This window comes from Chryseobacterium sp. LAM-KRS1, from assembly GCF_013184525.1.
Classification (GTDB): domain Bacteria; phylum Bacteroidota; class Bacteroidia; order Flavobacteriales; family Weeksellaceae; genus Chryseobacterium; species Chryseobacterium proteolyticum.
Map to the genome: position 1 here is coordinate 677,970 of NZ_JAAOIZ010000002.1, position 14,218 is coordinate 692,187.

The 14,218-nt window shown below is 34.5% G+C and carries 12 protein-coding genes; 1 reads left to right on the top strand and 11 read right to left on the bottom strand.

The window, feature by feature from the left end; genetic code table 11:
* Window position 1 precedes the first annotated feature (1 nt).
* The 10 genes from G9C87_RS20940 to G9C87_RS06960 form a co-directional block, all read right to left on the bottom strand.
* On the bottom strand, window positions 2-2,533 hold the full coding sequence (locus tag G9C87_RS20940; RefSeq protein WP_172279471.1) for an effector-associated domain EAD1-containing protein: 2,532 nt from the start codon (window positions 2,531-2,533) through the stop codon (window positions 2-4).
* Window positions 2,530-3,366, bottom strand: a complete 837-nt coding sequence (locus G9C87_RS06920) for a hypothetical protein (RefSeq protein ID WP_172279473.1) — start codon at window positions 3,364-3,366, stop codon at window positions 2,530-2,532. Before G9C87_RS06920 ends, G9C87_RS20940 begins: the two co-directional genes overlap by 4 nt.
* On the bottom strand, window positions 3,367-4,329 hold the full coding sequence (locus G9C87_RS06925; RefSeq protein WP_172279475.1) for a TRAFAC clade GTPase domain-containing protein: 963 nt from the start codon (window positions 4,327-4,329) through the stop codon (window positions 3,367-3,369).
* Between the two features lies 1 nt (window position 4,330).
* A complete protein-coding gene (locus tag G9C87_RS06930; RefSeq protein WP_172279477.1) occupies window positions 4,331-5,569 on the bottom strand; it encodes a GTPase-associated system all-helical protein GASH in 1,239 nt (412 codons plus the stop codon).
* A gap of 716 nt (window positions 5,570-6,285) precedes the next feature.
* Window positions 6,286-6,645, bottom strand: a complete 360-nt coding sequence (locus tag G9C87_RS06935) for a helix-turn-helix domain-containing protein (protein ID WP_172279480.1) — start codon at window positions 6,643-6,645, stop codon at window positions 6,286-6,288.
* 247 nt (window positions 6,646-6,892) lie between these two features.
* Window positions 6,893-8,278: a tRNA uridine-5-carboxymethylaminomethyl(34) synthesis GTPase MnmE gene (gene mnmE, locus G9C87_RS06940; protein WP_172279482.1), complete on the bottom strand. Its 1,386-nt coding sequence runs from the start codon at window positions 8,276-8,278 to the stop codon at window positions 6,893-6,895.
* Between the two features lie 100 nt (window positions 8,279-8,378).
* The gene (locus tag G9C87_RS06945; RefSeq protein WP_172279484.1) at window positions 8,379-9,305 is read right to left on the bottom strand and encodes a DUF4421 family protein; all 927 of its coding nucleotides are present in this window, start codon (window positions 9,303-9,305) and stop codon (window positions 8,379-8,381) included.
* A gap of 133 nt (window positions 9,306-9,438) precedes the next feature.
* Complete coding sequence (locus G9C87_RS06950) at window positions 9,439-10,017, bottom strand: NAD(P)H-dependent oxidoreductase (protein WP_172279486.1); 579 nt, start codon at window positions 10,015-10,017, stop codon at window positions 9,439-9,441.
* Complete coding sequence (locus G9C87_RS06955) at window positions 10,014-11,033, bottom strand: saccharopine dehydrogenase (protein WP_172279488.1); 1,020 nt, start codon at window positions 11,031-11,033, stop codon at window positions 10,014-10,016. Before G9C87_RS06955 ends, G9C87_RS06950 begins: the two co-directional genes overlap by 4 nt.
* Before the next feature lie 56 nt (window positions 11,034-11,089).
* Complete coding sequence (locus G9C87_RS06960; protein ID WP_172279490.1) at window positions 11,090-11,656, bottom strand: Crp/Fnr family transcriptional regulator; 567 nt, start codon at window positions 11,654-11,656, stop codon at window positions 11,090-11,092.
* A gap of 426 nt (window positions 11,657-12,082) precedes the next feature.
* On the opposite strand from G9C87_RS06960, the gene G9C87_RS06965 reads away from it, so the two are divergent.
* A complete protein-coding gene (locus G9C87_RS06965) occupies window positions 12,083-12,259 on the top strand; it encodes a hypothetical protein (protein ID WP_172279492.1) in 177 nt (58 codons plus the stop codon).
* 38 nt (window positions 12,260-12,297) lie between these two features.
* On the opposite strand, the gene G9C87_RS06970 is transcribed toward G9C87_RS06965, so the two are convergent.
* Window positions 12,298-14,067 carry an aminopeptidase P family protein gene (locus G9C87_RS06970; protein WP_172279494.1) on the bottom strand — a complete coding sequence of 590 codons (1,770 nt, stop codon included), beginning with the start codon at window positions 14,065-14,067 and terminating at the stop codon, window positions 12,298-12,300.
* Window positions 14,068-14,218 lie beyond the last annotated feature (151 nt).

The window sequence follows — 14,218 nt, forward strand, 5'->3', positions numbered from 1 at the left end:
GTTATTTTGTTTTTATATAATTTGCTCTAAGCCTATATATTATTTCAAAATTTTTATTGCCACCGTATTGCTTATTTATTTCTACGAGCAAATCATTCATAGTTACGTTTTTTATTTTCCCATATCTTAATTTATGAAGGAGATCCCTCCACGCGTCTGCACAGCTTCCAGAAATTAAAATATCCGATTCTTTACCTCCTGCTTTTTGCCAGATAGTATTTAAACTACTTCCATTCGAATATAAATCGATAACTACGTCATGTACAGCACTCCACCACTCATCAGTTGGAATATTTACCTTATCAATTATTTTAAGAAATGCGATTTTCGCCCTTGTAAGAAAATCCAATAAATGTTGACATTCTACTAATGCAAATTTCCAATTATTATTTTTTGAAGCTTTTTTATATATAATATAAGCTGAATGGTTAAGACTTCTCCTGTAAATAAGTTGCCCCAATTGCTTAGCATGTATAGCGTCAATGCTACCTGAATAATTAGCTAAGTAATCTTCTAAATTTCGATCCGTTAAATGAGTAAAACGTTCAAATAAAGGAATTACTGACATAATATTATTACTGTTAAAATAAAGATAATCAGCTATTCCTTTCCCGCTAATATGTTGTTCAATAACAGGATCATTTGGTATTGAAAAGGAAGGGTTTTTACTAAGTTCTTCCAAAAGCGCAGTGGTAGTTTTATCAAGAAAATTATCTTTTACCGGATTTTCAATAAATACCCAAAGTTTATTACAATTTGAATAGTTTATTAAATTCCCATATACTGACTCTGATAATTTCAGTAACAAAAATTCATCAATTTTTTTTCCTTCAATGAGCCCATTTAAAAATGTTTCTACTTTCTCATTTGGATTACTTAGGCCATCGGTAATAGTATTCCCACAATTTATAGCTTCAATCCAAATTTTTTGCCAGTTATTGTCGAAAAGATCTATATCTGCTAATAAGTTTGGTTCATTATGACATAATTTCCCGCATATTTTTATCAACCTAGGGTCTCCATTCGCTATAGTATAACCTATAATGGATTTAGATGGTTTTTTATCAACAATTACATGAATTGCCGAATAATTATTTTCATCAATATCAACTTTTAAAATATCCGTCAGAGAATGTTCCATGGAATACTTTGTAAGTAATAAATGTGCATAAAGTTTATACCATTTTCTCTCTAAACAAAAGCTTATAATTTCATTCCAAAACCTATCGACATGTTGGGTCGGTAAACAAGTTATGAATGCATCTTCCAATTCGCTGGTACTATCCAAAAATGTGTTAAGCTGCTGCAGGAGTTCCGGAATTTCGATGATCCAATTGTAGAACGTTTTAATTTTTTTTGGATTGATAGTATTTAAATATAATTTTAACTCCTCAATCATTTTTAAATCCCACCAGTGATCACTTTCAGTCTTAAAATTTTGAAAGAATTCTTGTAAATCAGTTTTGGTAGTCCGAGTTGAAAATATTCTTTTCTGAATAAATTTTACTAGGCAGTCCTGTAATATTTTTTGAGAATTATTATAACTTGAAATTTTAAAAATTCTTAATACGCTTAAATCTTTATAAGTACAATTCTCTAGTTGCAGTACAATTTTTTTTAATAACTTCTTTTTAAAACTAGCACCACTCGATTCCAAAGGGGAATATTTTGCAATTAAATGAGATAAAGTATTTAGTTTTTTAAGATCAGATACAAAATCTATTTGCTCAAAGGTATCAATGACCTTTTCTACAATATTGATTTCACTTCTGGAAAGTCGATTACACTCAATAATCTTCTCAAAATTTTGTAATCGCAAAATAGCATCTTCATCGCCATACAAAATTTTGACCAAAAGGACTTCCGATGTAAAAGCCTCCTTCTTGTTTACAATGAAATTTTCATTTTTTATAAACCTATTCGCTACGCTATCGGGTACTGCAAATAAGTTAATACCCTTATTGTCACTTTGATTATTATTAAAGGTAACTCCAAAATTGAATGATTTTTTCTCTGGAACTGTAAGTACTTTCCATAATTGATCGACAGCTATGTCAAAAGAATCTTGGCCAATCCATAAAATTTTATTTTTATATTCTGCAATATGAATATATCCATAAATCATTTTTTGCAAACGAGGATCAACTATTTTTTCCGATGCCTGCGAGTTTTCACCGATTTCAAATTCAATGGGACTAAGTTGCAAATCTTTATCTACATCTTGGATTAACAGCTTAAATAATGGCTTTATACTTTTTAACTTAATAATGTCGTTAATGTCAGCCATTAAAACATGACTGAATTTTCTACCCCTGCGTACGCCTTCCGAATTGTCATCAAAAGTTTTAATAATTAAGAAATGATCTTCAATTACAAATCCTCTAATTGCAGGTTGCCAAACCGTGCCACTTGTCTGTTCTTGAAGATCTGTTTTAAGGGCAATATTTTTCGCAAAGGTATTGTCTTTTTGGCTTGTCCGGATCAGTGACCAAGCACGATCCACTTCACCATATATTGATTGATGAATTATCACTGTATAGCTAATTCTATTAATTTCGTAATATCCTCTGATCTAGTCCCGTCCTCCAAAATTAGGTATCCAAAATTTTCTGGGCCTTCAATCATGTATTTTTCCTGATTATCTTCTGAATCTAAATTAAATTCTTGTGCGGATAATCCTAAAATTTTTAATGAGGATCTATCCCAATTAGATTCAGCGAAATCTAAAAGAAGAGGTAGCTTATCTTTTAATATAGAGGAAGGGCTGGGATTACCTTTAACCTCCATTTCATCCCAGCATGTTAATACTACTGTTAGTTTTATGTCACTATTTAACAAATGGAAATCGGTTCCTTTTTCATTCATTATAATCTGTAAAAGTTCAATAAAAAAACTCTGATCAGATATATGATATTCGAAAGTTTCAAGGTCTTTATTACCTTTTGCAGCGGGATCTTCTTTATAAGTAGAATCCGCAATATCTAATCGATTTCCTATGTTATTTAATCTTATAAATAAAACCCAATTATCACTTTCTTTTATCGAAGATTTCCATTCTCTGTTAAGTCCCCTTGATTCCATAATATCGAGAACTTGCTCTCCACCGTACTCTGGACATTTTAAATCAATCTGATTATCATTTACCTGTAGTGGTAAATAAAATTTCACACTTTTTTCCGCTGGTGTAGTAACAGGTCCTTTACCAGACGCTAAAGAATCTCTAGCTTCAGCAATTGGAGAAAGATCCTCAACAGGTTTATAGAGCTTAAGACTACTTTTATTTTTCTTCAATTTTGAATATAGTTGTGAAAGAAAAACAGTTTTTGAGGCATGAGGCTTTCCGAGCAGTAATATTGATTTAGGCATTTAATCTTTTTTAAATTTTAAAAAATAATCATTGGATTTTATCTCTACTGCGTTATCTAAAACAGCGCCCGTATTAACATATACTTTAGATAATATCCAATCAATAACTGATAGATTATTCTTGTGCACCAAGATGTCAGGATCATCAACTGAAAAATTACTAATTTCAATTTCATAGAAATTCTTATATTTTTCAGCAAGTTCTTCTTTAATATCTGTAACTATTTTTGAGTGGATCTCCTGTTTTATATCACTTTTTGACCACACTGCAATTACAGGTCTATCATGAAGATCATGATTCAGCATCTGCGCTAAGTCTAAAACATCGTTTTTCCCCTGTGCCTTTCTTTCAATTAAGTCTTTACAATCTATAAATAAAATAAAAGCGTTGGAGTTTTCATATATCCAACGCGCATTTTCTGCGTTGGTATCTTTTCTATTCTTAGACCAGGCTGAAAATACCTCACCAGCAACGTCCGAAATAAGAATATCTTTTAACTTTCCTTGTTCATTTCTTAAAGCTAAATGTAAGAACCTTATGTACTCTGCCGGAGTTGGATCAGGAAATTTCACACCCTCCTTACCGATAAGTAATGTTTGGTAGAGACTATCCCATGTATGTATAGTTTTAGTGCCACAAAATTTAAAACCAGTAAATCCTCCGCCTTTTAACATTAATGTATACAACATTGCTAAAAAAGTCGTTTTTCCAGCATTGGCTTTTCCAACCACTCCAATAATAACAGGAGTAGATCGATAAGTTATTTTAGACAAATCTAAAATACTTAGTGCATTTCCTGTCCACGGTAAAGTTGAATTTTTACCTTTTTGTTTAACAACATTTGATTTTTTTTCTTCTGTATAATTTGCTTTTTTCCAATATTCACATTGCTCATAAGTCTCTTTTCCTTCATGGCAATTAGATTGAGGAATACAATCAGGGTTGGAACATTTATATTCCATACTACTTTTGTTTTAAAACTTTTAATAATAAAAAATCGTGAAATAACCACACAATTAATTCGTCTTCCTTTACTTCAGTATCTTCAGGAATACCAGTCAATTCCATAACTTGAGAAATATTAACCTGATTTCTTGACAGTTTACTTACAAAATTTAGTAAGTTTGGTAACTCTTCAATTAAATCAGTCTCAGGAATTACATTATTTAATTGATCTTCACTATTTTTTATATTATCAAAAAATTCTTTTAGATTTACTTCTCCACTATCTTTTTTCAATATATTCCTGTAAGTATGTTTTAGAAAATAGTCAACACTTTTAGGATAAATGATAGGAATAATTTCGGCATAATCACAAGCTAAGACTAAACCCATAGTTCTCGAATTTATTTCATCATAGGCTTGATCTGTAGAATCTGAATAACCAGCTTCTTTCCACCATAACAATTGAGATCTTAAAGCCAGAATCCTTTGTTTTTCATCATCAGACTCAGTTAATAAATCACTATTTATTGCTTTTTGAATCGTTGCACTATTTTCATTAACTGTATGTGCTATTGCTTTTAATGAGGCATCAACATTAATTTTAATTCCTTTAGATGCTCTTGGAGCAAATTCTAAAGACCAATGTGTTTGTTGAGTACTCCAATAAGGGTTGGGGGATGCAAAATTTGCTGCTCCTGATTTTCCCTGTGGTCCAGCCGCATCCTCTAAATATTTTGTTAGAGTTTCTTCGCTTAACAAATACCTTTCAACAGTTTTTAATTCTAACTGTTTGGCTGAGTTATTCATAGGTTCAATAGACCATGATTGAATACCTTTTTGATTAATAGACTTTCCAATATTAGTTAAAAATTCGAAAATGATTTCTTTTTCTTTTCCTATTAATTTACGGTATTTTATGATATTCCTACTAGCAAACCATATAGTTTCTGAAAATCCGTCTTTATCTAATAAGCGACTTAAAGAATCAAATATCACAGCTCTGATAAATACTAGAGCTGTATCTTTCGCATTTGTAGAAAATGTTGCCCAATGCTTAATAATTAGAGCCTTTACTTCCAAAATGGATGGATTTTCAGGATCTATGTCAGGATCTATAGCGATTAAAGTAAAAAGTGCGACCTTTGCCTTACTTTTTAATAATTTTTTAGTTAGTTCTTCCGAGGATTTCAATAATTTTTTATGATCGTCATCATCTGTGACATTCAGAAGGTTTGCATTCAAGTACTTTTGCAGCATAAATATTCTAATTTTTTACAGCACACCTAACCAACTTTTTTTGAAGAAAGCTTTATTAGAATATTTAAAGAAATTCTATTCAATAAAATTGATTCACCAGATGTGTAATTATATGACTAAATTGTTTTTTATCAGTTTACGATAAAAATAAGAAAAATATAGATATTATAATTATGGAAAGCCGCAAAATCAATGAAATTTTATCTCATGTGTTACAAATTGATAAAAGATTATAACTTTTGGTACTAACTGCACCTATCGGTTTGGTTTCAGAGAACCTAATAGAGCATATTTTAATTTAGCTTGTACTTAATGTTTCTATGAAAAACAAAGATGATGTAGTAATTCAAACCTTCTTGATCCTAATTTTTTGTGTTAAATTAGCAAAATAACATCATTTTTACTTCCCAAATTAGGTATGTTTATGATTGTACCGCGCGTTTCGTTGCAAGTCCTCGCGTCGCTGCGGGCTTTTCTCTACAATCGCTCACGTAGCTTTGGGCTCGATTATTTGTTTGGGAACATACACGAATTTGCCTCTCTGAAATTTTGGAATTTTGTGCCTTTTAATAAGGCTTCGGAGGGAGGCCTCAGATAGATTATATTCTTTAATGATCTGACCTATAGTAAAACAATCTTCCAAAGGTGTACTTTCTATATTCTCCTCTTGATTAATATTATTTTGAATTGTTGCTTCTTGTATTACGAATAATGCATCAATCTTTTTTTAGAATCCTGGTTCTCCTAATAGAAAGATTTCCTGACGCTAATCTACCTGATTTAATTAATCTATAAATAGTTCGACGGTCACATTTCAGAAGAGTAACTACTTCAATAACAGTTATATAATCAATAGTGTTAAGTTCGAAATATGAATCTTTAGTTTGTTTGAATTTGGTTTTAATTTCAGGATTTTGCAGGTCTTCTTTGCTTAACTGAATTTTCTGTTCCCAAACTCTTGCTTTGTAAGTACCTTTCGCACAATTATCTCCGCAGTATTTAGTAACTGTAGTTCTTGCAATGAATTCCTGACTACAATGGAGACAGATTTTTTTGATTTTGATATTTGAACTCATAATAATTGATTTTTGGGAGATCAAACTCTAAAGTACAATAAGGTACATTACGTGTTAATAAGGTACCTTAAGCGACATAATCTCTCCCAGATTAAAAAAAATAAAGTATTATTAGTTTTAGAGGGAAATAGGGGGCAAATTATAACAAAACAAACCAAAAGCTAATAAAACAATACAAAAACATAAAATATGTAATTTATTGATTTATAGAAATGTAGCCTGTTTTAATTTGTTCTATTTTGCTTATTTACTTCCCGATACAAAACTTAGAAAAAATATTCCCCAGCACTTCATCATTGGTAACCTCCCCGGAGATCTCTCCTAAATGTTCCAATGCATTACGAAGTTCATACGCCAATAGCTCTGTGGAAATCCGGAAAGTGATTGCTTCATTTACTTTGTGTACTGCACTTAAAGATTTGTGTAACGATTCGAAGTGACGCTGGTTGGTGATCACCACATTATTTTCGAGGGATTTCAATTGTTCAACATAGGATGACAATTCATTTTTCAGGTCCTGAATATTCTGATTCTCTACTGCTGAGATTTTGATAAAATCAAATTCGTGGTCGATTTCCTTTCTGAAAACATTTTCCACATTCTCATATTTTGTAGGAATAACCTCATCAATTTTAGTGGCACAAATAATCAACTTTAGATCTTCTCGTATCAAAGACCGGATCATTTCAATATCTTCTGTGAAATCTTCTGTAGCGGCATCTGCCAGATAAACGAGAATATTGGCATTTTCAACTTTCTCTTTGGCTTTTTTAACCCCTATCGCTTCAATTTCGTCCGCGGTTTCACGCAATCCTGCGGTATCGATCAGACGGAATGCATGTCCCTTAATATGTAAAACCTCCTCGATCGTATCTCTGGTGGTTCCTGCAATACTGCTGACAATCGCTCTTTCTTCTTTCAGAAGGGCATTCAATAATGTGGATTTACCTGCATTCGGCTTACCAATGATGGCAACAGCAGTCCCGTTTTTAATAGCATTTCCGTACTGAAAGCTTTCAATAAGTGAATTTAGTTTTAATTCAATTTTGCTTAAGAGCTGATTGAGGGCTGACCGGTCTGCAAATTCCACATCTTCTTCTGCGAAGTCCAATTCCAGCTCGATCAATGAAACGAAATTCAACAAATCAGTTCTCAGAATTGATATCTCGTTGGTAATTCCTCCCTTCAACTGGTTGATGGCCACTTTCCGGGATGCTTCATTCTCAGAAGCTATGACATCTGCAATAGCTTCTGCCTGGGAAAGATCAATTCTTCCGTTGATAAAAGCACGAAGTGTAAATTCTCCCGCCTTTGCCATTCTTGCTCCGTTTTTGGTAAGGGTTTCAAGAATACGTTTTCCAATATGCGGAGATCCGTGAAATGCTATTTCCACAGAGTTTTCAGTTGTAAAACTTTTGGGTGCCAGGAAAATAGATAACATCACCTCATCAATAGCCTCTTCCCCATCCATAAAATATCCGTAATGAATGGTATGCGATTTTTGCTTCCCAAGATTTTTCCCGGGAAAAGACTTCTGTACCACAGATAAAGCATCGTTACCCGAAACTCTGATAATGCCTAAAGCTCCTACTCCATTGGCCGTAGCCAACGCACAAATGGTATCGTTATTCATGCTGCAAATTTACGTTTTTTAATGGAAATCTTAATGCTAAATGCTTATACGGATTGTCTATAATAACGATTTGAAACCATGCTCATAAACAACAAAGCTTTTATTTGTTTTTGGATTTAAAAATATGATCCAGATGTTTAACATAGGAAAGCTGCATGGTAATGGCAGTAAGGCTTAGCTCTTCTTTTTTTACGGGATAGACGGTTTTATTGTTAATGAGGATTGCAAAAGAAATACCCCAGTTATTTTTATGGTAATTTCCGGCAATCCGGGCAAATGCAGTAGGATACACTTCAACCCTGCCTTTTTTCAATGATTTCAGAGCATTCCCAAAATTAGCCCCTGCCTGAATAGTTCCTGTCATCATCCAACGCTCACTCATGACCCAGGAATAAGCATATCCTCCATTAATTCCCAATTGAAAATTTTCTAATCCGTACGTTCCTTCAGAGCCGCTTCTTTCCATTCCCTTCAACTGATAATAATAACCACCGCCTCCTACCAGCCAGCTTCCGGCAGAATGCCGCTGTATTTCGTCCAGGTCAAAAGCAGCCTTGGATGAGAAGCGTTTCCCATTAAAAAGGTAGGTCGCTTCCATACCGATCTGCTTTACGGACATTTGCTGATAGATATCGGGATTCTCGTCTTTATCTTTCTCCACATAAAATCCCCTGTAGTCCTGGAAGAATATATCGAATATCATCTTCCTGCCGTAGTGGTGTATCTGAAAATCACGCGTTTTCGTTTTTCCGTATTTCTTTTTATCCGTTAAAGGAATAAAACCATATCCCAGCTGAATTCCCATGATCGTATTTTTAATCGCGAAACCGATACCTGTATTCAAAGGGTAATTGGGAGTATAATGCCTATCCGTATCGTCTACCTCTAAGGAACTGGTAGAAAGATATCCGGATATCCTGTATTTCTGTGGATAGGACTTGATGTACGATGAATCGATCTCCTGGGCATGGATATATGAAACGGAAAAAATAGCTGTTAATCCGGTTAAAAACTTCTTAAGACGCATACATTAAATGATTCCATTATATTCTACTGTTTTTGCTATCATTTTTCTTTAACGGACAGCAATTTAAGTATAATTTTCAGTTTTTAACCTATCAGAATCATTTAAGCTTTATTATGAATATTTAATATACATCCTACTTTTGCCTTTGTCCTGCCTTTTGTATTTTTTTCAGCCATTGGACACGCTGCTTTTCATCAGAGGTCTTGATGATTCCGACATAACTCACTCTAACCGGTTTTATTCCACAAAACTTCAATGTTGATTTTCTGAGCTGATTCACACTGGGACGGCCATACATCAACCGGTAATACCAGCCCGGTTGATCTAAAGTGGTAATAATGTGTGCCGTCTTTCCTTTCAAAAGTTGATCCCACCACAGCGAATTTTCTCTGTATTTAAAAGCTATACCCGGAAGAAAAAGCCGATCAATGAACCCTTTTGTAATAGCTGGCAGGCCTCCCCACCAGACAGGATGAATCCAAACCAGATGATCCGCCCATTGTATCGCCTCCCATGCTTTCAACAGATCCGGTTCCAGTTCCATTCTTTTCTGATAACCGAATGTAAGATTAGGATTAAACTCCAGATCTGAAATAACAATTTCTTTAATTGCTGCTCCGGAATTAACAGCTCCTTTTTTATAAGCACTTGAAAGTGCAAAACAAAATGAACTCTTGTGAGGATGACCGTTGATAATTACTATTTTTTTCATTCAATTGTTTCTATATGGATACTTTCGTAAGCATTTAATGAGTTCATTAAATCATGGGGTTCATGCAGCTGGTGACTAAAGTAAATCCTGTTATCATGTTTTTCACTTCCTAGTAATTTTTCAGCATGGAGAACAGCAGATAATGCCGTTAATTCTGCCTGACCGTTTGTACTTTTCAGGCTGATTGTTTTATTACCCGTATGGCCTGAGATTACGATATCGAAAACAGATTGATCTCCCTTTCCGCTTGATCCAAAGATCATCCTGCGTTCTTTCAACGATAAAATACTGAAGATCCTCATAGATTGAAAAGCACCCAGCAGCCAGGTAACAAACTTTGAGTTATAGGTCATTTTAACCGTTACATCCGGTATTTTCTCAATTTTATTTAAAATATACAAATCCGGCACGTCAAAATTGTAGGCTGTTCTTTTCCCTATTCCAAAGGAATACTCAAACAATTCGGAGTTTAAGAAATGTTTGACAGAAAAAGGTTGGTTATTTTTGTACATAAAGAAAGGTTTAGCCACATTTTCAGCCATAAAATGGGCTGAACTCTCTCCGGCAAGATCTTTTATAGAGTAATAAACGAAAAGCTGCACCTTGTTTATCTGGCCCGGCAATGTATTGGTTAATCCACTGACTATACCTCCCATCCAGCCTGAACTAAAAACAATCCTGCTGTTGATCTTTTGTTTTTTCGCCAGTTCATAGGCATTCATAAGGTCCGGTGTAGGTTTGGTAATATCCAGGTAATCAATTTTATTTTCTATGGCAAACCGGAGAATATAATCCTCCTTGTCATTCACGGAAAGAATGATCAAATGGATCTGATGATCCAGAATCGTTTGAAAAGTATCGGGTTTGGTAACATCCACCAATAAATCATTTGCGGATTTTCCTGTTCTTCGACCTCCTATAAAAACTTGATGGTGAGGATTTCTCGATCTGAAAATACGGGCAATGGTTTTCCCTACTGTTCCATTCCCGCCGATAATTAAAATATTTGACTGCATCTCTGATTTTTTTGACAAAACTAGAGAGCTGGAGGATCATTTAACAGGACAAATGTCTAAAAAGAAATTTCTTTTCGGATACGGCTTAAATGTCTTTGTGTAATTCCAAGATAAGAAGATAAATATTGAAGAGGAATATCCTGGATGTAATTAGGATGATTCTTCAGCAGAGAAAGATACCTTTGTTTAGCATTATCCCTTTGCAGTTCAAAAAAACGTTTTTCCAGCTCCAGGTATTCCTGTTCAGCAATCATTTTTAGGAATAAGACCCATTTCGGATTCCCGTTAACTAATTTTTCTATCTTCTCTTTTTTCAAAACCAAAAGATGAGCCTCTGAAATAGCCTGCATACTTTCAACACCCGGATTTCCCGAAATAAATGAAGAATAAGAAGCAATCCACACATTAGGAAACCTGAAGCAGTATGTATTGTCTTTTCCCTCACTTGAAGTATAATAAGACCTGAAAATACCGGATTCTATAAAAGCTATTTCCTTGCATTGATCTCCCTCATGAACAAAATAATCATTTTTATTGAGCCTTCTCACTTCAAAAAGCTGCAAAATGCCTTCAATTTCAAGCTCGGTAAATAAATTAAAGCTTCGAAAATATTCCTGTATCATTTTTGATTATCTGGTCATTACAATTACAGCTCAAAGGTAATGAAAACCTGATTATTCCTATACTCAACAAAAAAAATCATCTCATGACTGAGATGATTTACCGTTTAAATTTATTAAATGTATATATGAAGATATGAAAATGGTGTCTCTTTTTGTTATTTCAAAGATAGTTTCCATCATTTCGAAAATCATCAGGGGAATCCCTAGAAATATATCCGTAAAAATACGGTGGTGTAATTCAGATATTATTTTATATTTCCGGAAAACCCTTGAAAAGCAAAATTGATACATGGGAAATATCCGGCCATTGACGGGTTATTTGGCTACGATTGCTGTTGGCGGAAGGATTTTTAAATCTCAACGGGCATAAAAAAATCATCTCAGGAACGAGATGATTCAACTGTTTGTGTTCTGAAAATATATAAAATGAAGTGGTGTCTGGTTTTAATTGATACAAAAATAGACGGGATGGCATTTCTAATTTTCAGGGTAATCCCTAGAAATGCACCCGTAAAAATACGGAGAAGCTTTTTGAGATTACTGACAGGATTTACAACGGGAGGTAGTAAGACCGGGATAAATAATTATAAAAAAGCCCCGTAAATAATATTCACAGGGCTTTTCAGTTGATCTAACAATTTTTAAAGCGGGCTTACCAATTGTAAAAACCACTCTTTAACGTCACCTTCTAAATAAGGAGACAGTTTCTGTTCACATGTGCTGTGATATTGATTAAGCCATTCAATCTCTTTTTCAGAAAGAATTTCTTTTACGATCGTATCTTTGAAGAAAGGACAGAATGTAAGGGTTTCAAAATCATAGAAAGTTCCTGATCCCGTCTTTTCAGCTTCTTTTACTGCAATAAGGTTTTCGTGACGGATTCCGTACTCTCCTTCCAGATAATATCCCGGTTCATTAGAGCAAACCATCCCCGGAAGAAGTTCCTGCGGATTAAGGTCCTTTCTGATATTTTGCGGTCCTTCGTGTACATTCATAAAACTTCCAACCCCATGTCCGGTTCCATGATTAAAATCTTTTCCCTCCATCCATAGCGGAAGTCTTGCAATGGCATCCAGCTGTACGCCTTTAGTTCCCTTTGGAAACTTTACCATGGATAAACGGATCATTCCCTGTAGTACTAAAGTTGAATTTCTCTTGAATTCTTCAGAAACATTTCCTAAGGCAAAAGTTCTTGTAATATCAGTTGTTCCTTCAAGGTACTGACCTCCGGAATCAACCAGGATACTGGCATCATTCGTTACTTCCTTACTTCCTTCACTTTTTGCAGAATAGTGCATGATGGCTCCATTATCTTTGTACCCGACAATGCTTCCGAAACTTTCTCCGACAAAATTTTCTCCTTCTGCACGGAACCCTAGGAGTTTTTCACCGATAGAATATTCTGTCATCGCTTCTTTTCCTGCATTATGAGTAAGCCAGTAAAGGAATTTCACCATTGCGACTCCATCTCTTACCATCACCTTTCTGAAACCTTCCAGTTCGGTTTCATTTTTCTGAGCCTTCATTAAATTACCAGGAACAGGAGCTTTTACAAACTGATTATCTGCTTTTAGTGTTTCAAAAATAGACTGGTTGCTGTTTGGAGATACCAGGATTTTTTCGTTCTTAACTGTTGTAAGGTAGTTATAAAACTCTTCATAAGGCATCATTTTTACGAAAGAATCGTCCAGTTGTTTTCTCGCTTCTACCTCCAATTTTTCAAGATCGGTAAACAGGATCGCGTCATTTTTTGTAATGATGATATAGCCTAAAAATACCGGATTGCTTTGTACATCACTTCCTCTCAGATTAAGCGTCCATGCTACGTCATCAAGGCTGGAAATAATATGATAGGTAACTTCCTGTTCTTCCATTTTCTGACGGATGGCGGAAAGCTTATCAGTCACGGATTTTCCCGATCTTTCTACCGGTTGAGTATAAATCGGATTTTTTGAAGGTGTTCCCCTATCCTTCCATACTTCCTTCAGTAAAGGAGCGTCTGCAAGAACGATATTTTTATTTTTTAATTTTTGAGAAAGGAGTTCCCAATTGGCGTTGGATGTGGCTACTGCATTAACAGCTACTTTTCCGCCCGCAGGAATTTCGGAAATAATCCAGTCGATATAGTTAGGCGTCCCTTCAATTCCATCTTTAAAAAGATCAATCCCCGAGTCCTGAAGCTCTATTGCAGCCTGGGTAAAATACCGTCCGTCCGTCCAAAGTCCGGCTTTGTTTTGGGTAACCACCACAAAACCTGCTGACCCGAGAAATCCTGAGAGCCATGCTCTCTCCTGCCATTCTTCCGGTAAATATTCACTCATATGCGGATCTGCAGAATATACTATAAATGCATCAACATTATTTTTCTGCATTTCTTCACGAAGCGCAGCTACTTTTTCCCTTGAAGTCATTTTTTAATTTTTTAAAACCGAAAGTTACAAAAAATTTGAGCTTCCGGATTCAAATTATTAACCGTTTTTTCCCGAATTAAAGGTTATTTTTTATTTTTTCACTGATCATAAAACTGAGAGATTCTCATTCGTTTGACATAAAAGTTTCAAT

Excerpts from the sequence above, each read along its gene's own strand:
- G9C87_RS06925 (WP_172279475.1), bottom strand. The coding sequence starts at position 4,329 with ATGGAATATAAATGTTCCAACCCTGATTGTATTCCTCAATCTAATTGC.
- G9C87_RS06920 (WP_172279473.1), bottom strand. The coding sequence starts at position 3,366 with ATGCCTAAATCAATATTACTGCTCGGAAAGCCTCATGCCTCAAAAACT.
- G9C87_RS06950 (WP_172279486.1), bottom strand. The coding sequence starts at position 10,017 with ATGAAAAAAATAGTAATTATCAACGGTCATCCTCACAAGAGTTCATTT.
- G9C87_RS06930 (WP_172279477.1), bottom strand. The coding sequence starts at position 5,569 with ATGCTGCAAAAGTACTTGAATGCAAACCTTCTGAATGTCACAGATGAT.
- G9C87_RS06965 (WP_172279492.1), top strand. The coding sequence starts at position 12,083 with ATGAAGTGGTGTCTGGTTTTAATTGATACAAAAATAGACGGGATGGCA.
- G9C87_RS06960 (WP_172279490.1), bottom strand. The coding sequence starts at position 11,656 with ATGATACAGGAATATTTTCGAAGCTTTAATTTATTTACCGAGCTTGAA.
- mnmE (WP_172279482.1), bottom strand. The coding sequence starts at position 8,278 with ATGAATAACGATACCATTTGTGCGTTGGCTACGGCCAATGGAGTAGGA.
- G9C87_RS06945 (WP_172279484.1), bottom strand. The coding sequence starts at position 9,305 with ATGCGTCTTAAGAAGTTTTTAACCGGATTAACAGCTATTTTTTCCGTT.
- G9C87_RS06935 (WP_172279480.1), bottom strand. The coding sequence starts at position 6,645 with ATGAGTTCAAATATCAAAATCAAAAAAATCTGTCTCCATTGTAGTCAG.
- G9C87_RS06970 (WP_172279494.1), bottom strand. The coding sequence starts at position 14,067 with ATGACTTCAAGGGAAAAAGTAGCTGCGCTTCGTGAAGAAATGCAGAAA.
- G9C87_RS06955 (WP_172279488.1), bottom strand. The coding sequence starts at position 11,033 with ATGCAGTCAAATATTTTAATTATCGGCGGGAATGGAACAGTAGGGAAA.